The 23,925-nt window shown below is 55.0% G+C and carries 22 protein-coding genes and 1 tRNA gene; 7 read left to right on the plus strand and 16 right to left on the minus strand.

The window, feature by feature from the left end; translation table 11 throughout:
- Positions 1–19 precede the first annotated feature (19 nt).
- The 3 genes from pilB (at position 20) to coaE (ending at position 4,065) form a co-directional block, all read left to right on the plus strand.
- A complete protein-coding gene (pilB, locus tag F6R98_RS18425) occupies positions 20–1,705 on the plus strand; it encodes a type IV-A pilus assembly ATPase PilB (RefSeq protein WP_153250317.1) in 1,686 nt (561 codons plus the stop codon).
- A gap of 542 nt (positions 1,706–2,247) precedes the next feature.
- Positions 2,248–3,459 (plus strand): type II secretion system F family protein, encoded by a 1,212-nt coding sequence (locus tag F6R98_RS18430; RefSeq protein WP_153250318.1) that lies wholly within the window; start codon positions 2,248–2,250, stop codon positions 3,457–3,459.
- A 3-nt stretch (positions 3,460–3,462) separates the two neighbouring features.
- On the plus strand, positions 3,463–4,065 hold the full coding sequence (coaE, locus tag F6R98_RS18435; protein ID WP_153250319.1) for a dephospho-CoA kinase: 603 nt from the start codon (positions 3,463–3,465) through the stop codon (positions 4,063–4,065).
- Positions 4,066–4,191: 126 nt separating this feature from the next.
- Here the strand turns inward: coaE and rlmM are convergent, their stop codons facing one another.
- The 12 genes from rlmM to F6R98_RS18495 form a co-directional block, all read right to left on the minus strand.
- Positions 4,192–5,289, minus strand: coding sequence for a 23S rRNA (cytidine(2498)-2'-O)-methyltransferase RlmM (gene rlmM / locus F6R98_RS18440; RefSeq protein WP_153250320.1), 1,098 nt, complete (start codon positions 5,287–5,289; stop codon positions 4,192–4,194).
- 361 nt (positions 5,290–5,650) lie between these two features.
- Positions 5,651–6,001: a 50S ribosomal protein L19 gene (rplS, locus tag F6R98_RS18445; RefSeq protein ID WP_153250321.1), complete on the minus strand. Its 351-nt coding sequence runs from the start codon at positions 5,999–6,001 to the stop codon at positions 5,651–5,653.
- Positions 6,002–6,095: 94 nt separating this feature from the next.
- Positions 6,096–6,845: a tRNA (guanosine(37)-N1)-methyltransferase TrmD gene (gene trmD / locus F6R98_RS18450; RefSeq protein ID WP_153251139.1), complete on the minus strand. Its 750-nt coding sequence runs from the start codon at positions 6,843–6,845 to the stop codon at positions 6,096–6,098.
- Positions 6,846–6,862: 17 nt separating this feature from the next.
- Positions 6,863–7,363: a ribosome maturation factor RimM gene (gene rimM, locus F6R98_RS18455; RefSeq protein ID WP_228124957.1), complete on the minus strand. Its 501-nt coding sequence runs from the start codon at positions 7,361–7,363 to the stop codon at positions 6,863–6,865.
- A 23-nt stretch (positions 7,364–7,386) separates the two neighbouring features.
- The gene (gene rpsP / locus F6R98_RS18460; RefSeq protein WP_153250323.1) at positions 7,387–7,647 is read right to left on the minus strand and encodes a 30S ribosomal protein S16; all 261 of its coding nucleotides are present in this window, start codon (positions 7,645–7,647) and stop codon (positions 7,387–7,389) included.
- A gap of 300 nt (positions 7,648–7,947) precedes the next feature.
- Positions 7,948–8,038 (minus strand) — tRNA-Ser (locus F6R98_RS18465).
- Positions 8,039–8,057: 19 nt separating this feature from the next.
- A complete protein-coding gene (gene csrA, locus F6R98_RS18470) occupies positions 8,058–8,252 on the minus strand; it encodes a carbon storage regulator CsrA (RefSeq protein ID WP_153251140.1) in 195 nt (64 codons plus the stop codon).
- Between the two features lie 177 nt (positions 8,253–8,429).
- Complete coding sequence (locus tag F6R98_RS18475) at positions 8,430–9,665, minus strand: aspartate kinase (RefSeq protein ID WP_153250324.1); 1,236 nt, start codon at positions 9,663–9,665, stop codon at positions 8,430–8,432.
- Between the two features lie 97 nt (positions 9,666–9,762).
- Positions 9,763–12,363: an alanine--tRNA ligase gene (gene alaS / locus F6R98_RS18480; RefSeq protein WP_153250325.1), complete on the minus strand. Its 2,601-nt coding sequence runs from the start codon at positions 12,361–12,363 to the stop codon at positions 9,763–9,765.
- A gap of 90 nt (positions 12,364–12,453) precedes the next feature.
- Positions 12,454–12,945: a regulatory protein RecX gene (locus F6R98_RS18485; protein WP_153250326.1), complete on the minus strand. Its 492-nt coding sequence runs from the start codon at positions 12,943–12,945 to the stop codon at positions 12,454–12,456.
- Positions 12,942–13,985 carry a recombinase RecA gene (recA, locus tag F6R98_RS18490; RefSeq protein ID WP_153250327.1) on the minus strand — a complete coding sequence of 348 codons (1,044 nt, stop codon included), beginning with the start codon at positions 13,983–13,985 and terminating at the stop codon, positions 12,942–12,944. The genes F6R98_RS18485 and recA overlap by 4 nt, the downstream gene beginning before the upstream one ends.
- Positions 13,986–14,076: 91 nt before the next feature.
- Positions 14,077–14,577, minus strand: a complete 501-nt coding sequence (locus tag F6R98_RS18495; RefSeq protein ID WP_228124958.1) for a CinA family protein — start codon at positions 14,575–14,577, stop codon at positions 14,077–14,079.
- 354 nt (positions 14,578–14,931) lie between these two features.
- Here F6R98_RS18495 and cax point away from each other — a divergent pair, with 354 nt between their 5' ends.
- Entirely contained in the window at positions 14,932–16,011 is a 1,080-nt protein-coding gene (cax, locus tag F6R98_RS18500; protein WP_153250329.1) for a calcium/proton exchanger, read from the plus strand.
- Positions 16,012–16,174: 163 nt separating this feature from the next.
- Here cax and ubiD read toward each other — a convergent pair whose 3' ends face one another.
- Positions 16,175–17,641 carry a 4-hydroxy-3-polyprenylbenzoate decarboxylase gene (gene ubiD / locus F6R98_RS18505; RefSeq protein WP_153250330.1) on the minus strand — a complete coding sequence of 489 codons (1,467 nt, stop codon included), beginning with the start codon at positions 17,639–17,641 and terminating at the stop codon, positions 16,175–16,177.
- Between the two features lie 2 nt (positions 17,642–17,643).
- A complete protein-coding gene (locus tag F6R98_RS18510) occupies positions 17,644–18,081 on the minus strand; it encodes a M67 family metallopeptidase (protein ID WP_153251141.1) in 438 nt (145 codons plus the stop codon).
- Between the two features lie 86 nt (positions 18,082–18,167).
- Between F6R98_RS18510 and F6R98_RS18515 the strand changes: the two genes are divergently transcribed.
- Positions 18,168–19,184 (plus strand): isocitrate/isopropylmalate dehydrogenase family protein, encoded by a 1,017-nt coding sequence (locus F6R98_RS18515; RefSeq protein ID WP_153250331.1) that lies wholly within the window; start codon positions 18,168–18,170, stop codon positions 19,182–19,184.
- 85 nt (positions 19,185–19,269) lie between these two features.
- Positions 19,270–19,479 (plus strand): FIST N-terminal domain-containing protein, encoded by a 210-nt coding sequence (locus F6R98_RS22905; RefSeq protein ID WP_407079325.1) that lies wholly within the window; start codon positions 19,270–19,272, stop codon positions 19,477–19,479.
- A 129-nt stretch (positions 19,480–19,608) separates the two neighbouring features.
- On the opposite strand, the gene F6R98_RS18520 is transcribed toward F6R98_RS22905, so the two are convergent.
- Together F6R98_RS18520 and F6R98_RS18525 are read right to left on the minus strand one after the other, a co-directional pair.
- Entirely contained in the window at positions 19,609–20,274 is a 666-nt protein-coding gene (locus F6R98_RS18520) for a hypothetical protein (RefSeq protein WP_194270013.1), read from the minus strand.
- Positions 20,275–20,278: 4 nt separating this feature from the next.
- A complete protein-coding gene (locus F6R98_RS18525; protein WP_153250333.1) occupies positions 20,279–21,559 on the minus strand; it encodes an AAA family ATPase in 1,281 nt (426 codons plus the stop codon).
- A 291-nt stretch (positions 21,560–21,850) separates the two neighbouring features.
- Here F6R98_RS18525 and F6R98_RS18530 point away from each other — a divergent pair, with 291 nt between their 5' ends.
- Positions 21,851–23,752, plus strand: coding sequence for an ATP-binding cassette domain-containing protein (locus F6R98_RS18530; protein ID WP_153250334.1), 1,902 nt, complete (start codon positions 21,851–21,853; stop codon positions 23,750–23,752).
- The last annotated feature ends 173 nt before the right edge of the window (positions 23,753–23,925 follow it).

The raw sequence follows: 23,925 nt of genomic DNA on the forward strand, positions 1-23,925 counted from the left end.
ACCGTCCGGCTATACTGCTTTGGATGCCTCACCTCCTGCAAGCGGACTGATCAACCGGCTACTGCAGGAAGGCCTGCTCGACGCCGACAAACTGCACGACTGCCTGCAATCGGCCCGGAAGCAAGCATTGCCCCCGGTCACCGTTCTGGTACAGCAACAGGTAATCTCCGGGGCCGTTCTGGCGCATTTTGTCGCCCAAGAGTTCGGGCTGCCGTTATTCGATCTGAACGCGCTCAATCATAGCGCGCTGCCGCAGCACGCCATCAAACCCGAGCTGATACGCAGCCAGCAACTGTTGCCGCTGTTCCGGCGCGGAAACCGCCTCGACATCGCCACGGCGGACCCGAGCAATTTACAAGGCCTGAACGACATAAAATTTCAGACCGGTCTGAGTTTAAACTGCATCGTCGTCGAAGCCCACAAGCTGGCGAAACTGATAGAAACGCTGTACGGCAATGCCGCTCGCGACCTGCAGGAGCTGATCGACGGCAGCCACGGCGATACTTCAGCCGCCACGCAGGACGCGGGCCTCGGTCGGATCGATGAAGAACCCATCGTACGCTTCGTCAACGGCCTGCTCTCCGATGCGGTCAGGAAGGAAGCTTCCGACATTCATATCGAACCCTACGAACACAGCTTCCGCATCCGTTTCCGCCACGACGGCATCCTGCACGAAGTCGCCGCGCCGCCGGCAACGCTAGCAGCACGTATCGTGTCGCGCATCAAGGTCATGGCGCATCTGAACATCGCCGAGCATCGCCTCCCTCAGGACGGGCGCATAAAAACCGTGTCGCCGGAAGGCATAACCATCAATTTCCGCGTCAACACCTGCCCGACGCTGTATGGCGAAAAGATCGTGCTCAGGCTGCTGGACTCGGATCACGCCCGCCTCGACATCGATCAGCTCGGCTTCGAGCCCGAGCAAAGACAGGCTTTTCTGGATGCGCTTAAAAAACCCTACGGCATGATACTGGTCACCGGTCCGACCGGCAGCGGAAAAACCGTCACCCTGTATTCAGGTTTAGGCAAGCTGAATACCGCCGATGTGAATATTTCAACGGCGGAAGATCCGGTTGAAATCGTACTGCCTGGAGTCAATCAGGTTAACGTCACCCCGAAAACAGGGCTCACCTTCGCCGAAGCCATGCGCGCCTTTCTGCGCCAGGACCCCGATATTTTGATGGTAGGCGAAATTCGCGACCTCGAAACCGCTGAAATTGCGGTGAAAGCTGCACAAACCGGCCATTTGCTGCTTTCCACGCTGCACACCAACGATGCGCCGCAAACTTTGACGCGCTTGTTGCAGATGGGCATACCGCCGTTCAACATTGCTTCGTCGGTATTGCTGATCATCGCGCAACGGCTGGCGCGCCGCTTGTGTCCGCACTGCAAAAGGGCCGAAAAGCTGCCCCTGGCCTCGCTGCTGGAAGCCGGTTTCAGTGAACAGGAAATAGCCGGACTGACCGTCTATGCGCCTACCGGATGCGAGCATTGTGTCAAGGGTTACCGTGGCCGCGTGGGTATTTATCAGGTCATGCCGATTTCGGACGCGCTCAACCGCATCATACTGGAAGGCGGCAATGTCATCGCGCTGAACAAACAGGCCCAGCATGAAGGCATAGTCAGCCTGCGAGAAGCGGGTCTGAAAAAAGTGGCGGACGGTATTACCAGTCTGGCGGAAATAGATCGGATAACGAGGGATTAGCGCAATGTCATTAAGTTAAGCCATCATACCGGCATGGATAGCCGGTATCCAGTCGACAAGGACGTTACTTCGCATGTCTTCCTGAACGTCTGGGTTCCGGTACTTCCGCAGATCAAGTCCGGGGCTGGCTCTGCCGGAACGACTTTAGCTACCGGCTTTGGGTCTGCGGAGGGTGTCGAGACACGCCGTAAATCCGTCCGTGGGGACTCGTCTGCCTTGCCCGTAGACCCTTTTATAACATCACTCTCGGGGATGCTGAATTGCTACAAGAAATTGAGCAGCAAGAAATCATGATCAATTTATTCCGACTCCATTACTTCCTGACCACATTGCTTCGTATCTTCTTCCCTACGGCACAGGCAACTGTAATTTTACGGCCAACTTCTCAACAACTGTTACTGCACGACCCGATTTTCCGTTCGTCCAGAGCCCACGAAAGGATTAACATAAAGATATTGACACTTCTGACAAGTGAGCTGAATAGTTACAGTAACCGCTACAATACGTTCCAGGGGTTAGTGACATCAAAGGTATTAACAACCATGGCCGACAAACAAATATCGATTTGCTACCTATGGGAAGGTCTAACCGCGGACGGCGCGCAAGCTAAAGGCGAAACCCATGCGCGCAGCGAAACCATTGCGCGCGCAAGCCTGCGCAGGCAGGGTATCAATGTCGGCAGCCTGCGCCAAAAGCCGCGCACTTTGTCGCCGCAAGGGCGCATCGGTTCGCGAGATATTGCGCTGTTCAGCCGTCAACTGGCTACCATGATGAGCGCGGGGGTGCCGCTGGTGCAGGCCTGCGATATACTCGGACGCGGCCACGATAATCCGGCCATACAGCATCTGCTGCTGACCATCAAATCCGACCTGGAAACCGGCAATACGTTGGCCGACTCGCTGGCGAAACACCCCCTGCATTTCGACAAGCTGTTCTGCAGCCTGGTGCAGGCCGGCGAATCGGCCGGCGTGCTGGAAACCATATTGCAGCGCATAGCCGACTACCAGGAGCGCACGCAATCGCTGAAAGCCAAGGTAGCAAAAGCACTGACCTATCCCGCCGCCGTGATGCTGGTGGCCATGACGATCACCACGATACTGCTGATTTTCGTGGTTCCACAATTCGAGGAACTGTTCAAAGGCTTCGGCGCGGAGCTTCCCTTATTCACGCAGCAGGTCGTTAATCTATCGCGCTTTCTGCATGAGCGCTGGTATCTGCTGCTGGCAATTGTATTGACACTGGCTTTGTCATGGATCTGGCTGAAAAACCATTCGAACTCTTTTCAAATTTTGCTGGATAAAATCGTATTGAATTTACCGCTCATCGGCAATATTCAACGCAAAGCCTGTATTGCGCGCATTGCCCGCACCTTGTCCACGCTGACCGCCGCAGGCGTGCCGATGGTCGGTGCGCTGAAATCGGTATCCGGGGCCAGCGGCAACATAGTCTTTAGCACGGCAATCATGCTGATGCGCAACGATGTCGCCACAGGGCAAAGCCTGCAGCATGTCATGCAGCAGAGCCGGCTGTTTCCCAATATGGTGGTGCAGATGGTTGCTATAGGCGAAGAGTCCGGCGCGCTCGACAACATGCTGGGCAAAGTCGCCGATTTTTACGAGGAAGAAGTCGGCAATGCCGTCGACAGTCTGAGCAGCCTGCTCGAGCCTGCGATTATGCTGTTCCTGGGCGTGGTCGTCGGGGGGCTGGTCATAGCGATGTATTTGCCGATATTCAAACTGGGGACGGTCATTTGAGCCATGCTTAGAATCGGGCTCACCGGCGGCATCGCCAGCGGAAAAACCACCGTATCCAAACTGTTCGGCGAACTGGGTATACCCGTCATTGACGCCGATGAGGTATCGCGTTCGCTGGTCGAACCCGGTCAACCGGCGTTATGCGCCATTGCCCAGGCACTGGGACTGGAGCTGATCAACAGCGACGGCACCTTGAATCGCGAACGTCTGCGCATGCGTGTTTTCGAGGATACAGCAGCCAGGCAACAGCTCGAAAGTCTGTTGCACCCGCTCATTTACGCAGCAATTGACGAAGCGGTTCGAGCGATAACGGATCGTCCGTACTGCATTATCGCGATCCCGCTGCTGGTAGAAACCCGCCAGCAAGACGCGGTTGACCGCATACTGCTGGTTGACTGCCCGGTCGAGCTGCAACGTCAACGCCTGACGCAACGCCCCGGCGTTGACGTCTCATTGATGGATAAAATCATCGCCTGCCAGGCGACTCGCGAACAGCGGCGCGACTGCGCCGACGATATTATCGACAACACCGGCGATCTCGTTGCGCTGAAGGCTAGGGTGACGCAACTGGATTGCCAGTACAGGAACAGGGTCGATTTACCATAGCCCGGATGAAGCTTTAGCGGTTGAAATCCGGGGGAACGGGGTCACGATCCTGCACTACGCAAGCTATATGCGGGCTACATTTATGTAAAAGCATGGTTTTACCGTAACAATTCAGCCGCTGAACTGTTACAGTCGCGCCAGGTATCCTGTCACTTCTTCACGGTCATGATAAAGCTGCTTGAAACGCAGCTGAAACGGGACTTCTGCGTCATCCAGCATGACCTCCATGAGTTCCCGGCAGCGCCGTACCTCATCGTAGCGCTTTTTCATCGGCAGTTTGAGATTGAAAATGGCGTAACGGCACAAGCCTTCCGCCATCCATTGCGCAACCAGCCTGGCGATGCGCGCCGGTTGTTCCACCATGTCGCAAACCAGCCAGTCGACGGGCTTGACGGGCCGAAAGCGGAAACCGTCTGCGCGCACATGCTCGACTATGCCGGACTCCAGCAGCTGGCGATCCATCGGGCCGTTGTCGACCGCAGTGACGCGGATGCTGCGTTTTACCAATTGCCAGGTCCAGCCTCCCGGCGCGGCGCCCAGATCGACAGCGGTCATGGCCGGTTCAAGCTGACGCGGGTTTTCGCCGAGAAAAAAGTGAAACGCTTCTTCCAGTTTGAGCGTAGAGCGGCTCGGAGCGGAGCGCGGGAACTTAAGGCGGGGGATCCCCATCAGCCACGGAGAGCTGTTGCCGCTACGCGACAGGCCCACGTAAGCCTTGCTGGAATCGCTGAAAAACAGATGCAATCCGGGGTGCTTTTTTTTACTGCCGGACTCGCTCATACCGCGCAATGTCGCCGCTTTCGCCAGCGGTCCGGCAAATTTGCGTACAAAAACGGAGAGAGACTTGGCTTCATTGGTGTCCGCCGTTTCCAGCAGGATTTCCGAATAGTACGGCGACAACGACTCGGCGCAATTCAGCAACGGCGTAATGCGGTCGTCGGGCGGCAAATCGGTCAAAACCGGCGCGGTAAAAATCAATTGCCGCGCGAAGATCAACTCGAAAAAGCGGATTTCCCGCATCAGGCGCGGAATTTCATGCGCCTCGTAGGGCGTGAACAGCACGAACCCGCTGTCGGGCTGGGCATTGGCGTATCCGGCAACATCGGAGTCCAGCAGCGTATTCTGAATTTCCGCGGCGCATTCCTTTTCAAACCCCGGGCGGCAATAAAGCAGGAGGTGTTGTAAAGGCGTCGAAGTTACGGAGGCGTTGATTTGATTGTCCATATCCCTTATGGGAATGACGGGATAGACTCGGAATCGTTGCGGAAGGATAATTCAACCGATCCCGGCCATATTACTTCACATTACCCCGCTCCACACCGGCTGTGCCGCGCCCCAGCGCGACCACGGCGGCGCGCGGTGCGTGCTTCGCGAAAATCCGTTTTACCATAAAATGGATCTTGTTTTAAGCTTGGCATTGGCATTGGCATTGCCTTAACCCCTGGGATGGTCTGATTAACGAACGAGCCTTATCGGACCCTGAAAGGACCCGGCCATTCACTCTGCGCGCTTTTTCGCCCTTCGTCGAGATACTCGGCGGGGCAATATTGCCAAACGGACGGATGACCAGCGCAGCAGCTTTGTCCTAGATTTTTTCCTTGATGCGCGCAGCCTTGCCGGACAGATCGCGCAGATAGTAAAGTTTTGCGCGGCGCACATCGCCACGGCGCTTTACCTGTATTTCCTGGATCTGCGGGCTATAAGTCTGGAATACGCGCTCTACGCCTTCGCCATGGGAAATTTTTCTTACCGTGAAAGCGGAGTGATAACCGCGATTGCGCTTTGCAATCACAACGCCCTCGTAGGCCTGCAAGCGCTCGCGATTTCCTTCCTTGACTTTAACCTGGACGACGATGGTGTCGCCGGGCGCAAAGGACGGGAAAACCTTGTTGGCCATCCAATCGGATTCGAGTTGTTGAATAATCGTGCTAGACATAAGCTTACCCTCTAGAAATCTACAGTATTGGTTTTAAATTTAATTCAGTCGAGCCTGGATGCCAGACCCACGCTACGGATGGAGGCGGTAACTCTCACCCGCGTTGCGCATTCGTTTCTCTTTTAAATTCGTTCAACAGCGACTGCTGTTCCTTATCGAGCCGGCATTGCTCCAATAAGTCCGGACGCCTGAGCCATGTCCGCCCCAGCGCCTGTTTCAGCCGCCAGCGCCTGATCGCTTCATGGTTGCCGCTCTGCAATACATCCGGAACTTTCCTGCCGTCCATGATTTCCGGACGGGTGTAATGCGGACAATCGAGCAGTCCGGCCATATACGAATCCTGTTCGGCCGAATCAGCGTGACCCAGCACTCCGGGCAGCAGACGCACGACGGAATCGAACAGGATCAGCGCCGGTAATTCACCACCGCTCAGCACATAATCGCCGACCGAGCACTCTTCATCAATCATTTCCTCAATGAGGCGTTCGTCTACGCCTTCGTAGCGTCCCGCCACCAGTACCAGTCTCGGCATTTCTGCATAGCGGACGACGCCGCCTTGCGTCAGTCTTTTGCCTTGCGGGCTCAGGAACACCACCGTTGCCTGCGTCTGATCGTCCGCCAGCGCGGCGCGTATCGTAGTTCTGAGCGGCTCTACCGACATGACCATGCCTGGACCTCCGCCGTATGGACGGTCATCGACTGTCCGGTGGCGATCCTCGCTGTAATCGCGCGGATTCCAGGTTCGTAAAACGACCTTGCCCTGCTCCAGCGCGCGCCCGGTGACGCCTGTTCTGGCCGTTGTCTCCACCATCTCCGGAAACAACGTAACAATGTCGAAACGCATATCCGGCTGCGACACGGTTAAAAATCCGGATCCCAGTCCACTACCATTTCACCTGCGTCAAGGTCAACCCGGACCACAAAACGGTCTTTGACAAAAGGGACGAGATGCTCGCGTTCGCCGCGTATCACCATCACATCATTGGCTCCTGTCGCCATCATTTGAACGATAGCGCCCAACTCGGCTTGTTCCACCGATCTGACTTTCAGTCCGATCAGGTCGTCCCAATAATATTCACCCGCGGCGAGCTCCGGCAAGGTTTTCCGCTCTACCCAGATATTGCTGCCACGCATCAACGCAGCAGCGTCGCGATCGCTGATTCCTTCCAGCTGCGCTACGACAGCATTCCCCTGTTGCCTGCCCGACAATACCCTGATTTCCTTGAATTGACCGTCGTCATCCACAAACCAGGGGGTGTATTTCAGTATATTGCCTACCGGCTCGGTAAAAGAGTGAATTTTGACCCACCCCAGTATACCGAACGCACCGGTAACTTCTCCCAGCAATACGGGCTTTTCCAAACGCTTTCCGCTGGCGGCAGGTACTATACGGCCACAACTGCAGCTTTTGCCGATTCCTTTATCAGGCCGGCGACGCGGCTGGTCGTTTGCGCGCCGTGACCTACCCAGTGTTCGATGCGTGCATGGTCGAGGCGTAAACGCTCATCCTGCCCGCGAGCTATCGGGTTGAAAAATCCGATGCATTCGATATAGCGCCCGTCTCTTCTGGAGCGGCTGTCCGCGACCACTATATGATAAAATGGGCGCTTTTTGGCGCCGCCGCGCGACAAACGAATGGTTACCATTCTATTTTCCTCTTAAATAACCTGAATGATCAATTACTGCAGCCATGCTCTATGGCTGCAACCTGAATTATCTGGAACCTGTTTGCACAACAACCTCATGGTTTTGTCGCAGCGCCGAACGGACTCCCGGAGTTTTTCCGTCATTAAACTGCAACTCCGCTATGCATCCGTCTCAAACGACGACAGAACCATACCGCCCTGTTTTGCAAGCAAAACACCATCCCGTGGCCTTGCCAAGCCATAAAAATGAAAAGGATGACGCACCGCCAACTGCAGTGTACGTCAACCCCTTACCAATGTTGGCGGAGAGAGAGGGATTCGAACCCTCGATGGGCTTTTGACCCATACTCCCTTAGCAGGGGAGCGCCTTCAGCCTCTCGGCCATCCCTCCTAAACTTTTTAAGCCGGAGCTAACCCGCTGTGGGTAGTTCCGTGTCGCCCTGTTCTTTCTTTATTCTTTCGTAAATCTCTTCTCTATGAACGGAAACGTCTTTTGGCGCGTTGACGCCAATACGTACCTGACTGCCTTTTACACCAAGCACAGTAATGGTGATCTCGTCACCGACCTTTAGGGATTCCCCTACTCGCCGAGTCAGTATTAGCATAAGCCCCCCTACCTTCTGGATCCTTGATATTTTTATTATGTTTCCGAGCTTCCTTTCCCACAACCCGGAAGTCAGGCCGGTCATTCTACCAACAATATTCTCTACATCCAATAGTTTTTATCTGTATCTTCGCAAGGCACTGTTCTTAAATAACTATAAAACAGCTCCCTCATGCGCCTAATGCGTGGATGGGAGTTTTTCACGTTCCAGTTCGAAGGTTTCATGCAACGCCCGCACCGCCAGCTCAAGGTACTTTTCATCGACCACCACGGAAATCTTGATTTCGGAGGTGGCTATCATGCGAATATTGATGCTCTCCTTGGCCAGAACCTCGAACATTTTCGCCGCGATACCGGCGTGAGAGCGCATACCGACGCCGACGATGGAAACCTTGACGATTTTGTCGTCTCCGGTTACCTGTCTGCCCCCCAGCGACTGACAGGTTTTTTCGAGAATATCGAAAGCCTTTCGATATTCGTTGCGATTCACCGTAAAAGTAAAGTCGGTAGTCTGATCGTCGGCGTTATTCTGCACGATCATGTCAATTTCAATGTTGGCTTCGGCAATAGGCCCCAGTATGCGGGATGCTACACCGGGCCGATCCGGCACACCCAGTATAGTCAGCTTGGCTTCATCACGATTGAAGGCGATACCTGAAATTAACGCTTCTTCCACTTTTGCATCCTCATAACTGATCAATGTACCCGGCCCCTCCTTGAAACTGGAAAGTACGCGCAAGGGTACGTTGTATTTACCGGCAAACTCAACCGAACGGATTTGTAAAACCTTCGAGCCGAGGCTGGCCATTTCCAGCATTTCCTCGAAGGTAATGCGATCCAGCCGCCGCGCGCGCGGCTCAACGCGCGGATCGGTGGTGTAAACGCCGTCCACATCGGTGTAAATCAGACACTCGTCAGCTTTTAGCGCCGCCGCCAGCGCGACAGCTGTCGTATCAGAGCCGCCGCGCCCCAGCGTAGTAATATCGCCGCCAGCCGTTACACCCTGAAATCCGGCCACGACCACGACTTTACCGGCCTTCAGATCGCCAGTCATGCGCTCGGTATCGATCGATACGATGCGCGCCTTATTGTGCACGCTGTCGGACACGATGCGCACCTGCCATCCGGTGTAGGATACGGCAGGGCAGCCTATCTGCTCCAGCGCCATGGCCAGCAGGGCGATGGTGACCTGCTCTCCCGTGGAGAGCAACACATCCAACTCTCGGGAGGCGGGTATTTCCTGTATTTCGCGGGCGTAAGCAACCAGCTTGTTGGTTTCGCCGCTCATCGCGGAAACGACAACGACTATATCGTCGCCTCGCGACCTTGCCTCAGCGACCTTACCCGCCACATGTTTAATGCGTTCCGTGGTTCCGACCGAGGTGCCGCCATATTTATGAACGTAAAGTGCCATTGATCTCCAATGCGTTTCTCCAAATGCGTCGTTGCGTTTTTTCCTCCCCATCCGAAGGACAAATCCGTTCGGAACGGATCCGGTCGAGCGCGGTTACCTATACTAAATGATTCCGTATCCATGCGCGCGCATCGTCCAGCGCATTATCCAGTTCCGCAGGATCATTGCCGCCCGCCTGAGCCAGATCGGGCCGCCCGCCGCCTTTCCCGCCGACACGGACTGCGGCGATATTGATCAGCTCGCCCGCTTTTATGCGGGGAGTTTGATCCGCCGTGACGCCGGCGATCAGGCTCACCTTGCCGTCCTTGACCGACGCCAGCAGGATAACCGCGCTTCCGAGCTTGTTCTTGATCTGATCCACCAGTTCGCGCAAGCCTTTGGGCTCGCTTTCATCCAGACGCTTTACCAGCACCCGGGTACTGCCGCAATCTTCTGCAAGAGATGCCAGATCCGTACCGATACTACTGGCGGCTTTTGCCTGCAAACGCGTCAACTCTCTTTCCAGCTGGCGGTTTTTATCGAGCAGTTGCTGGATTTTTTCATCAAGCCCTTCGCGGCCGGACTTTACCCGCTCACCTATGGCCCGGAGTATATTTTCGCTCTCCGCGACCCAGTCAAAGGCGTTGGCGCCGGTAATCGCCTCTATGCGCCGCACGCCTGCGGCAACCCCGGTTTCAGCAATAATTTTGAAGAAACCCATATCGCCGGCGCGCTCTGCATGCGTGCCGCCGCAAAGCTCGGTCGAAAAATGACCGATGCGCAGCACGCGCACTTCGTCACCGTATTTTTCGCCGAACAGCGCCATGGCCCCCAGTTTCATTGCGTCGTCTTTCGCCATGACCTGAGCGGTGACCGGGTGGTTGCTCCGTATTTGTTTGTTGACCAGACTCTCGATTTTTTCAATTTCGCTCAAGGACACCGGTTCAAAATGCGAGAAATCGAAACGCAGCCGCTCGGCATTTACCAGCGAGCCTTTCTGGGCGACATGCTCGCCCAGCACCTTGCGCAACGCGGCATGCAGCAGGTGGGTTGCCGTATGGTTAAGCGCAGTGGCATGCCTTAATTCGTGATCCACACTGGCGCGGCAACGCGCGCTCTTGGCGAATGCTCCGCTGGTGACCCGGCCGGTATGCAGCATCAGATCCCCGCCCTGCTTGCGCGTATCAAGAACCTCGAAAATTCCGTGATCGGAGCAGATCATGCCGCGATCGCCAACCTGACCGCCTGATTCCGCATAAAAAGGCGTGGTATCGAGCACGATGATGCCTTCATCCCCGGTTTTAAGCGTCTCCACCGCTTTGCCGCCGCTAAACAGAGCCAGGATCCTGCTTTCGCGGCTAAGATGATCATAACCGTCAAACGTACAATGCGCGTTAAGCGTGATTTCGCCAGCGTATTTTGCCGCAAAATGACCTGCCGAGCGCGCGCGTTCGCGCTGCGCCGCCATGGCCAGTTCAAAGCCGGTCATATCCACGGTCAGATTCTGTTCTCTCGCCACATCGGCGGTCAAATCGACCGGAAAGCCGTAGGTATCATAAAGCTGAAAAGCAGTGGCGCCTGGAATAACATCGCCGTCCAGATTTTTTATGCAGGCATCCAGTATTTTCATGCCCTGTTCCAGCGTTTCAGCGAAACGCTCCTCCTCCTTGATCAGCACGCGCTCCACATTGGCCTGAGCCTTGATCAACTCAGGATAGGCCCGCCCCATCTCCGCGCACAAGGTTTCCACCAGCCTGAAGAAGAAAGGCTCCTTGATGCCCAATTTGTATCCGTGGCGTATTGCGCGGCGTATGATGCGACGCAGCACATAACCGCGTCCTTCGTTGGAAGGAATCACGCCATCCACGATTAAAAAGGCGCAGGAACGAATATGGTCGGCGATTACGCGCAGCGAACTGTTGCCCAACTCGCCGGCGCCGGTCAGTTTGGCGGCGGCTTTGATCAGATTTTTGAACAGGTCGATATCGTAATTATTGTGCACGCCCTGCATGATTGCAGCAACGCGCTCCAGCCCCATACCGGTATCGACCGACGGCTTGGGCAGCGGAGTCAGTTGACCGTCGGCGGCGCGATCATACTGCATGAACACCAGATTCCATATTTCAACGTAACGATCGCCGTCTTCTTCCGGCGAGCCGGGCGGGCCGCCGGGAATATCCGGGCCGTGATCGTAAAAAATCTCGGTGCAGGGGCCGCAGGGACCTGTATCGCCCATGGACCAGAAGTTATCCTTGCTGCCGATGCGCGACAGGCGCGCCGGATCAACGCCAACTTTCTTTATCCAGATATCCTCGGCATCCTTATCCTGATCGTAAACGGTGACCCAGAGTCTTTCCGGCGGCAGCTTGAGAGTAACGGTTAAAAATTCCCAGGCGAAACGGATCGCATCAAGCTTGAAATAATCGCCGAAGCTGAAGTTGCCCAGCATTTCGAAAAATGTATGGTGACGCGCGGTATAACCTACATTTTCCAGATCGTTATGCTTGCCGCCCGCGCGTACACAGCGTTGCGATGACACGGCGCGCGCATAGGGGCGGGATTCGCGCCCGAGGAACACATCCTTGAACTGCACCATGCCTGCATTGGTAAACAGCAGGGTCGGATCGTTGACCGGAACCAGTGAGCTCGATTCCACACAAGTGTGGCCCTTGCTCTCAAAATATTTTAAAAACAATGCTCGTAGTTCGGCGCTGGTCATGGGCAGGTATCGGTGGTGGAAAAACTTACGTTGTCGACGGATTAGGTTTAAGCCTGATTAAACAGTCCCGGCTTGAATTTATGCAAAGGATCACTCATGCTCACTCAACTCATCTATAGTATCAAACGCTGACAGCGCCAGTTGTTTAAACAATTTCCGTATTTGTTCCTGCGTATAGCCACGCTGGGCCAGAAAACGCGCGCAAGCCCCCGCTTCCCTGGTCGTCGCGGGCGCCCCGCTTCCATATTTGCGCGTATAGGTCTCAAATATCCTGAGGTCGAAATCCTGGTGTTGCAGACAGCTTTTCAGCAAGCTCCCGGCAATGCCGCGCTCGCGCAACGCAAAAAGTATACGCTGCGGTCCCCAGCCCCGGTTTGTCCGGCTGCGGACAAAATCCGATACGAAACGTTCATCATTTTGCCAGTCCGCGCCGCCAAGCTCATCGATAACCTGCGAACTGACCGTTTCATCATGCCCTTTCGACTTCAGTTTACGCAACAGCTCCGCGCGGCTATGCTCCCGCCTCGCGAGCAGCGCGACAGCCGTGGCGCGCGCCTGAACACGAGGATCGGCTTCGCTCAGAGGTCGTCCTCTACCGCCGCGGGCGCCGCCCGGTTGGGAGCCGGTTTATTGGCCGCCGCATAGGCTTTTTCGCGGATTTTTTCTTCCAGCGTTTTTGCGATTTCAGGGTGATCCTTCAGATAATTGCGTACATTATCCTTGCCCTGCCCGATACGTTCTCCGCCATAGCTGTACCAGGAACCGGATTTTTGTATCAATTCGGCGGACACCCCCAGATCGACCAGCTCCCCTTCGCGCGAGATGCCCTCACCATAGAGGATTTCGAACTCCGCATTACGGAAAGGAGGCGCAACCTTGTTTTTCACCACCTTAACCCGGGTTTCGTTGCCTGTGACCTCATCGCCGCTCTTGATCGCGCCGGTACGGCGGATATCCAACCGCACCGAGGCGTAAAATTTTAGCGCATTGCCGCCGGTAGTCGTTTCGGGACTGCCGAACATTACGCCGATTTTCATGCGGATTTGATTGATGAAAATAACCAGCGTATTGGAGCGTTTGATGTTGGCCGTCAATTTACGCAAGGCCTGCGACATCAGCCGCGCCTGCAGGCCGACATGGGAATCGCCCATTTCACCTTCGATTTCCGCCTTGGGCGTCAGCGCCGCAACAGAGTCCACGACAACGACGTCAATGCTGCCGGAACGCACCAGCATGTCGGTGATTTCCAGCGCCTGCTCTCCGGTATCGGGCTGGGAAACCAGCAGGTCTGCCAGATTGACGCCGATTTTTTCAGCGTAAACCGGATCCAGCGCATGTTCCGCGTCGATGAATGCGGCGACGCCGCCCAGTTTCTGGGCCTGAGCAATGACTTCCAGCGTCAGCGTGGTCTTACCGGAAGATTCCGGTCCGTAGATTTCCACGACGCGTCCGCGCGGCAAACCGCCGCAACCAAGCGCTATATCCAGTGCCAGCGAGCCGGTAGGTATCACTTCTATATCAAGCGCGCCGACATCGCCCATCCGCATCACGGAACCTTTGCCAAACTGTTTCTCAATCTGCGAGAGCGCGGCGTTCAACGCTTTTTGTTTATTCTCATCCATACTGTATGTATCCGTGTGGGGTTCGGCTCGAAGCCCTGCATTATCCTACAAATGGTTTTGATGCTCCAGCAAATGCTAACCGTTTTGTCGGTCAGCCAGTTAGATAGGCCAGCAGCCCCTCCAGCGCCTGCACGACTGTTTGAGCACGGATGTCATGCCGGTCACCCGAGCCGGTGAAATGTAAAACGCGCGCCGCTTCGTTACGCCGCTGCCAGGCGATCCATACCGTTCCAACCGGTTTTTCCGGCGAGCCCCCGGAAGGGCCGGCGATACCGCTGACCGCAAGCGCCCAATCGGCGCCGCTACGCTCCAGCGCGCCTTCCGTCATGCTGACAACGACTTCCGCGCTTACCGCGCCGTAAGCGGACAACAGCGCTGCCGGCACGCCCAGCATGGTTTGTTTCGCGGCATTACTATAGGTTACGAAACCGCATTCGAACCAGGCCGAGCTACCGGCGGTCTCCGTGACGCATTGGGAAATCCAACCGCCGGAGCAAGACTCCGCCACAGCCAGGCGCAACCCACTGGACAACAGCGCTGCTCCCACGCGATTCGACAATGCAGACAGGTAATCGTCTGTAATAGTTTCCATATTAGCGCATATATTTGTTTTGTAAAAATTCATCACTTTTCGATCCAGCGACTAAAAACATGATGAACCATTATTTCACAACAGGAAATACATTAATCATGGCATTTAGCCAACGGAACCGCTTCCAGACAATATTACATAGGCATGATAATCAACTAGTCTATCGGTATGCAAAATGGTTCGTACGCTATTGATTGCGTATGGTTCCGGGAATGTTGGTTTGCAGATAGGAACTTTACCGTTAGACTTCCACCTGTGTACGCGCGTTTCGACACACTATCCGGCCTCAGCCTCGAAATAAGGGCGCTGAAAGATCTACAACTCCGTCTTATGGTAAAAATATAGAGGTGTTTCATGGGCTTGAAATGGTTACTGGTATTTATCCCGGTTGGGATCGTCCTGGACTGGCAAGACGCCAATCCTATCCTGGTGTTTGCAACTTCCGCGCTTGCCATCATTCCCCTGGCAAGTCTGGTAGGGGACGCCACCGAGGCTTTGGCGCGTTATCTGGGACCGACCATGGGCGGGTTTCTTAACGCTACGCTCGGCAATGCGCCGGAAATCATCATCGGCTTTTTTGCGCTGAAGCAGGGACTGGTGGAAATGGTGAAGGCTTCAATCACCGGCTCGATTATCGGTAATCTGCTGTTCGGTCTTGGTGTTTCTTTCCTGGCCGCCAATCTTAAAGGACACCGGAAGCTGCACTACGACATAGAGTCCGCACGCACGCATGGGGGATTATTGATGCTGGCGATGTTCGGTTTGATCGTCCCCGCGGTATTCAATTTCAGCACGACCTCCGAACGCGAAATCAGTCTGGAAATTTCGATCGTATTGTTTGTGATCTATCTGGGCAGCGTAATTCTTACTTTTTTCCCGGAAAAACCCAAGGGCGAGGCGGATGATACTTTGGAAATCGCGGTTAAACCGGAAACTCCCGAGCAGGAAGAGAGCGGCTGGAGCAGGAACAAGGCCCTGGCGATTCTGATATCCGTTACGGTTACATTGGCGGTCATGAGCGAAATCATGACCGACGCGGTCGACCCGGCCGCTAAAAGTTTGGGCCTGACCCCGCTGTTTGTCGGAGTTTTCCTGCTGGCGATGGTGGGCAATACCGCGGAATTGTTCAACGCGGTGCGCTTTGCGCGCAACGGCCATCTGGATCTTTCCGTGGGCATAACCCTGGGTTCCAGCTCCCAGATGGCGCTGATGGTGGCGCCAACGCTGGTATTTTTGGGCTATTACCTGGGACAGGACATGAACCTGGTATTTTCGCAGTTCGAATTGATTGCGGTGGTCATGACGGTGGTTGCCATCATGAACATGCTGCAGGTCGGAAGGTTAAAACGCAAAGCAGGGGCCTTACTGGTTGCGCTGTATTTTATGCTGGGCTTTGGTTTTTTCTATGCACCGGCAAGCGTGACCGGCGGCTAAGGATACAGCATTCGGATGCGGCTCCCGGTGGATGCGCGCTTATCCACCCTACCCGATTTCAACACGCATAGGGTCAATCAAGCCGTAGGGCGGAAAGCGCAAGCGCATCCGCCAATAGCGGTTTCTCCGATATCCGGCCGGCAAGAAGAAGGGATACATGTCGTCAATCTATCCCTAACTCATGCCAAATCCGATCTATCCGGGTTTGCACTTCCGTCGACATGCTGATGGGAACGCCCCACTCGCGGCCGGTTTCGCCCGGCCACTTGTTGGTGGCGTCCATCCCCATCTTGGACCCCAACCCGGAGACCGGCGAGGCGAAGTCGAGATAATCTATGGGAGTGTTTTCGATCAGCGTGACATCCCTGGCCGGATCCATGCGCGTGGTGATGGCCCAGATCACGTCCTGCCAGTTTCTGACGTCGACATCGTCGTCGGTTACGATCACGAACTTGGTATACATGAACTGACGCAGGAAACTCCAGACGCCGAACATCACGCGCTTGGCGTGTCCGGGATATTGTTTCTTCATGCTGACCACCGCCATGCGGTAGGAGCAGCCTTCCGGCGGCAGGTAAAAATCCTTGATTTCGGGAAACTGTTTTTGCAGTATCGGGATGAACACTTCGTTCAGGGCCACGCCGAGTATGGCCGGCTCGTCCGGCGGCCTGCCGGTATAGGTGCTGTGGTAGATCGGGTTTTCGCGCTGGGTAATGCATTCGATGGTGAAAACCGGGAATTCGTCCACCTCGTTGTAATAGCCGGTATGATCACCGAACGGCCCTTCGAACGCGGTATCGCCGGGATAGATAAAGCCTTCAAGAACAATTTCAGCGCTGGCTGGAACCTGCAAGCCGCTCAGGCGCGCCTTGACCACTTCGGTTTTATCGCCGCGCAACAAGCCTGCAAACGCATATTCGGACAACGTGTCCGGCACCGGCGTAACCGCCGCGAGTATGGTGGCCGGATCAGCGCCCAGCGCCACCGCGACCGGAAACGGTTCACCGGGATGCGCAGCCTGCCATTCGCGGAAATCGAGCGCGCCGCCGCGATGAGCCAGCCAGCGCATGATCACGCGGTTGCGTTCTATGACCTGCAAACGGTAAATGCCGAGGTTTTGCCGGTCCTTTTCCGGGCCGCGCGTAATCACCAGCGCCCAGGTAATCAGCGGTCCGGCGTCGCCCGGCCAGCAGGTCTGGATCGGATAGCGCCCGAGATCGATATCGTTTCCGAGCAATAACTGCTCCTGACACGGCGCGCTCGATATTTCTTTCGGAGCCATGTTCAGCACCTGACGGTACATCGGCAACTTGCTGAAAGCATCGCGCAGCCCTTTCGGCGGATCGGGTTCCTTCAGAAAGGCGAGCAGTTTGCCGATTTCGCGCAAGGCGTCAACCGAGTCTTCACCCATGCCCAGCGCCACGCGCCGCGGCGTGCCGAATAAATTGCCGAGCAGGCGAAGACCTGAGTCTTTGGTATTTTCGAACAGCAGCGCCGGGCCTTGCCGTTTCAGCGTGCGGTCGCAAATTTCGGTGATTTCCAGGTGGGGATCGACTTCGGTGCGGACGCGCTTCAACTCACCCTGCGTTTCGAGACGGGCGATAAAATCACGCAGATCGGTATATTTCATGTTTAGTGCTGCATGATCAAAGGAACTTCACGAAAAGCCTGCGATTGTCCGTCCAGCGTGTAAGCCCTCATTTCCAGCACCCCGCGCGTATTCAATGAAATGATCAGATAAAGCGCTTCCGGATAGCCTATTTCCGTCAAATCGGCGGCGGATGGTTCCGCCGCGCTGCCGGGGTGAGAGTGCACAATCGCAAACAGATCGAGCTCGCGTTCGCGTATATCGCGTAACGTGGCAATTTGGGTCAGAGGTTCCATCTCGAAGCGGTTGCCCGGCGTTTCCGCGACATTAGGAATCGGATAAAAATGGTAAAGATGCTGCCGGTCGACGCCGATCAATCCGCAAACTTCCTTGCCGGGGCTGGCCTGCGCAAAATGCAGCAGCTGATTGACCAGCGTGCGCGGCAGCTTGACCGGAGCGCCTGGGATTACATGAGTCGTCATTTGATTAAACATAGCGATTTGCTGGGGCCGATGGGATTTATTTCATGTAACATATCATATTTTTATAGTATTTCAGGAGTCTTTCCATGCGCACCATTACCCTTATCCCCGGCGACGGTATCGGCCCTTCCATCGTGGAGGCGGCAGTCAAGGTCATAGAAGCTACCGGCGTTAAAATAACATGGGATAAGCAGATTGCAGGCATGGCCGCCGTTGAAGCCGAAGGCAACCCGTTGCCGGAAACCACCATCGCGTCGATCCGCGCCAACCGCATTTGTTTCAAGGGACCGTTGACGACGCCGGTCGGCGGCGGTTACCGCAGCGTCAACGTAACGTTGCGCCAAACGTTTAATCTGTATGCCAACGTACGCCCGGCCATGTCGTTCGAAGGCACCGATACGCTGTTTCGCAATGTCAACCTGGTGACGATACGCGAAAACACCGAAGGGCTATATGCCGGTATCGAGCATTTTATCAAGGTCGATGAAGAAAAAATTGCGGCGGAAAGCATTGCCGTCGTCACCCGCAAGGGTTGCGAACGTATTATCGAGTATGCATTCCAGTACGCCAGAAAAGCGCAGCGCAAAAAGGTGACCCTGGTTCACAAGGCCAACATACTGAAATGCACCTCCGGCTTGTTTCTGGAAATCGGGCGCGAAATCGCCGCGAAATATCCGGATATCGAATTCGACGACCGCATTGTCGACGCCTGCTCCATGCAATTGGTAATGAAGCCGGAAATTTACGACGTAATCGTGACCACCAATCTGTTCGGCGACATTCTCTCCGATCTGGCGTCAGGACTGGTGGGCGGCCTGGGACTGACCGCAGGGGCCAACATCGGAGCCGACGCCGCGCTGTTCGAAGCGGTGCACGGCAGCGCGCCGGATATAGCAGACAAAGGCATCGCCAACCCGACCGCGATGATACTGGCCGGCGCTATGATGCTGGAGCATCTGGGCGAGCTGGATGCCGCCCGCAACATCGAACAGGCGGTCAGAAACGTGATCCGCGAAGGTATCTATCTTACTCCGGATCTGAAAAAAGACACGACCTACGGTACCAATGATCTGGCTGCTTCTGTAATCGCAAAGCTGGGTTGATTTTTTCCAGTACGCACACGGCGCGGGCCTCGTTCGTCTTAATGAGGAGATTTCAAAAACCTGTCCGTATAGCGCAGACGAACGAATCGGCCCCTCGGCGGGCCGTGCGCCAGTTTTATGCGGACGTCGTGCAGCAGGACATGTCTCTGGTGGTCTTTTTTGTTCCTGCGATTACGATCCGGATGTAATTGCAGAGGAAATGCGCGTTGTTTTTGCCGGAGTCAATGTAGTCGGCTGTACCTCGGGCGTGCAGATCGGGCCTTCCGGTTGTGGTAAACAGAGGTTAAGTGTTTAAGTCCTTCGAAAGGCTCAAGACGAACGGCAACTGATTGTTTTCGTTCGTGGGCGTAGCGCCGCGAATGCGGCTGGAGAGCTTGTCGAACCATATGAACGAAAAGGCGCTATTCAGCGTTTCCTTAATGCGTCACATGCGTTTTTTTAGCGCGAGTTCATGAAGTTTAGCCACAAAATAACGAAAGCTGGGCGACCTGTTTTCATTTATCGTCATATGAGGCGATATTTTTTCAGACCAGACCGACTTTTCAGCGCCTATGGCTTGCCAGCCATCAGCCTTTAACGCCGGCGATCCGCCAGGAAATACGGCATCGGCAAGCAGTTCCCAGGTCCCGCAGACCGAATCGTTTTCATAGCCGTTCAGAACGTTATCTTTTGCCTTCGGATAGGCTTTTTTAATTGCAGGGATATCGCCCAGAAACCATGCTTCACCTTCCTCTATCGCAATACAAAAACGCGTCTCGGGTTTTGGGTCGCATGCATGCAAAATATCGAACAGCTCTTTCCGGAAGCCCGCCAGACATCTCTTGTCCAGATCACAAACCAGGATAACTGCAGCCGGATAGCTGCCGGAGTAACCGGCAAATGTTTTTCCATGTCCCCTGAGTAATCTGGGCAATTGATCGAGCAGTATGCGTTTACCCGCGTCGGAACCAGTTCCGAGTTTTCGGGGAATACGCCCTATCCCTTTATATGCGTGGATATTGAAGCTGTGTCCGTCGCCAATAATCTTCGGAACCAGCGTTTCGAGCGCTTTTTTTCCTGATTGGTCTTCGATAAGGAATTCGAAATGCACCGGATTACCTCGCATCCAGATAATCGCTGTACCAGAGTCCGCCCAGAGGCAAGCCCTCCGCCACCAGATTGCGTACCAGCTCGTCGTCGCTGGCGCGGCGAATTATCGAAAAACCGTCCACGCCTTTTTCCAGTATCCAGACCTCATCGGGATCGAGGGCATCGACCAGATAGGGTTGGTGCGTTGTAACAAATACCTGCGATCCACCTTTCCGTCCGGTTGCATGCGCGCGAAACGCCTGAACCAACGATTCCAGCAGCTTGTGATAAAGCCCGTTTTCCGGTTCTTCTATGCATAAAAACGGTGGCGGATCTTCCAGCAGTAACAGATAGGCGAAAACTTTCAGCGTTCCATCCGACATTTGTTGCGAATAGAACGGGTCATGAAATCCTCTGTCGTTGAACCGGAGCAGCAGGCGACCGTCGTTAGTCCTTTCGGTATCGATCTTGTTGACGCCGGGGATTTTGTCGGCAATCCGGTTCAGGATCGACTGAAAACGTTTAGGGTGTTCACGTTCCATGAACTGCACGACATTGCCGATATTGTCGCCGTGTATGTTGAGGTGTTTTTGCGGGCCGGCCAGGGGCAGGCTACGTGCCGCGTCCGGGGTGAAGTAACTCAGGTACCATCCTTCTATAAATCGGCGGAACGCGGAAATTCGCGGATGCTGTTTGAGCGAACCCAGCGTGGCGATTCCGAGTTTACGCTTGTCTTCCAGCTCGATGGCTTCGGTTTCTTTGGATTCCTCGGATGCTTCCTGTTCTATGGCTTCCATGAGCTTGGACAGGTCAAATCCGTTTTCTTCCTCGATTAGACGGCCTTCCTGCTCGCCCTTCCATACCACGCCTTTGCCATTTTCCAGTATGAGAAAAGAAAAAGGCCATCCGCGCGTTTGTCCTTTGCGTCTTTGCCTAAGACGCTCCCTTAACACATAAGGGCGCCTGGAGTTATCCAAAGCAATCGCCAACTCATAGGTAATGGGACGCGCGTTTCCCTCTTCCTTGTAATAAACTTCAAATTCTATCGGCCCTTTTTCTCCTTGAGTCCGGATCTTTTCGAATCCCCCGCGTCCACGAGAGTCGCAGGCTTCTTCGACACCGAGTTTCAATGCGTCGGCCAGAAAACCGAAGGTATCGAATAAAGTGCTTTTCCCTACGCCGTTTTTTCCGATCACCGCCGTCAGCGGAGTCAAGGGCTCCGCTTGCTGTTGATTCCAGAGCCGACCCAGCGTAACGTCTTTCAACGCCCTGAAGTTTTTTATGCGAAAGCCTTCTATTTTGGCCATATCACTTGCCCTTTTCTGCGTCGTTTCCGGGTCCAACCAAAGGAAGCCGTTCTAATTTGTGAAGCCGAAACATATTATTATTATAAAGCTACAAGTAAGCGTTACGGGCGCGGATGGATTAAAATAGACGCTTTAGCATCTTCTTTTATAACTATTCAGCGTAGCCGATGAAGAGGAAGCGAGGCAAGCCAGTCGAGACCTTGCAACGTGTCTCGACTGGCTTGCCTTCGACCTGTTCGATCATAGCTCATCAGCACTCGCGGAATAGTTACCTTCTTTTCTGGATTATTTATGGCTTTGATTAAACTGACCGATGTTTCCATTGCATTCGGCGTGCGTCCGGTGCTGGACCATGCCGAGTTTCAGCTCGACCCCGGCGAGCGCGTCGGTTTGATCGGCCGCAACGGCGAAGGCAAATCCACGCTGATGAAAGCGGTTTCCGGCCTCGTCAGCATCGACAGCGGCGACTTGTGGCGTCAGCCCGGTTTGCGTATCGCGATGCTGGAACAGGAGCCGGTGTTGCCCGACAACGCAACGATCTACCAGGCTACTGCCGACGCCCTGGGCGAAGTCGGTCGTCTGATTACCGAATATCATGAAGTATTGGGACAGATAGAAACCGATCCGGCGGCGCTGGACAAGCTCGGCCAATTGCAGCATGAACTGGAAAGTCTGGACGGGTGGAGTTTGCAACAGCGCGTGGAATCGGTGCTGAGCCGCCTGAATTTGCCCGGCGAACTGCCTGTACAGGGGCTTTCCGGCGGCTGGCGCCGCCGGGTTGCACTGGCGCGCGCGCTGGTAATCGATCCGGAAGTACTGTTGCTGGACGAACCGACCAACCACCTCGATATGGAAACCATATTATGGCTGGAGGAACAATTGTTGCAGTTTTCCGGCTCGGTGCTGCTGGTGACGCATGATCGCGCGTTTTTGCAGAAAGTGGCGACGCGCATTATCGATCTGGATCGCGGAAAACTGACCTCATGGCCGGGCAGCTACAGCGATTTTCTTGAAAAGAAAGCAGCGGCGCTGGAAGAAGAAGCGCGCCACAACGACTTGTTCGACAAGAAACTGGCGCAGGAAGAGGTCTGGATACGCCAGGGCATCAAGGCCCGACGCACCCGCAACGAAGGCCGCGTGCGCGCGCTGAAAAAGCTGAGACAGGAGCGCTCCGAACGTAGATCGCTGCAGGGCAAGGCCAAAATCAGCATGGAAACCGCAGAGCGCTCAGGCAAGATGGTCATCGAAGTAGAAGATGTCAGTCTTGTTTTTGGCGAGGGGTCCAAAGTGCTTGACGGTTTTTCCACTACCATCATGCGCGGCGACCGCATCGGTCTGATCGGCCCGAACGGAGCCGGAAAGTCGACACTGATCAAGGTGCTGCTCAAACAGATAGAACCGCAGTCCGGCACGGTCAGGCACGGCACCCGCTTGAGCATCGCATACTACGATCAATTGCGCGCGGAAATGGACCCGCAGCAAACCTTGGCGGACGCCGTGGGCGACGGCAAGGATTATGTCGAAATCAACGGGCAGCGCCGTCACATCATGTCCTACCTCGGCGATTTTCTGTTTTCGCCGGCGCGCGCGCGTTCGCCGGTGAGCACGCTGTCGGGCGGCGAACGCAACCGGGCGTTTCTGGCGCGCCTGTTCAGTCAGCCGTGCAATTTGTTGATTATGGACGAACCCACCAACGATCTGGACATGGAAACCCTGGAGCTGCTGGAAGAACTGCTGATGGATTTCGACGGCACCCTGATTCTGGTCAGCCATGACCGCGCTTTTCTGGATAATGTGGTGACCAGCTCGCTGGTATTCGAAGGGAACGGCGTCGTTAACGAATATGTGGGCGGTTATTCGGATTGGTTGGAATACAAAAAACTGTCTGAAGCTGCGGCAACACCCGACAAGAATAAGCCCGCGCTGGCGGCTTCACAGCAGAAAACGGCGATTGAGTCGCCGAAAACGGCAAAAAAACTCAGTTACAAGGACCAGAAAGAACTGGAAGCTTTGCCTGCGCAAATCGAGCTTTTGGAACAGCGGCAGGAAGAATTGAACGCGCTGCTGCAGTCCCCGGCGTTTTATAAACTGGAACAGCGCGACATGAACGAAAAGCTGGCCGCCCTTGGCGCTCTGGAATCGCAACTGAAACAGGCATATGAGCGCTGGAATGAGCTGGATGCGATGGTTTAAAGCCGGGAGGGCGTAATGACCGGGAACCGATTGCTGATTACCGGGATTAACGGACTAATCGGGAGCATACTGCGAAAGGCCTGGGGCCGGAGTGCATACGATTTCCGGCACAGGCCGGAAAAGGCCCTTATTCCGGACAGATATGCCGCTTCTATATTAGGTTCTATTGACAT

The sequence above is a fragment of the Candidatus Methylospira mobilis genome (assembly GCF_009498235.1).
GTDB classification, from domain to species: domain Bacteria; phylum Pseudomonadota; class Gammaproteobacteria; order Methylococcales; family Methylococcaceae; genus Methylospira; species Methylospira mobilis.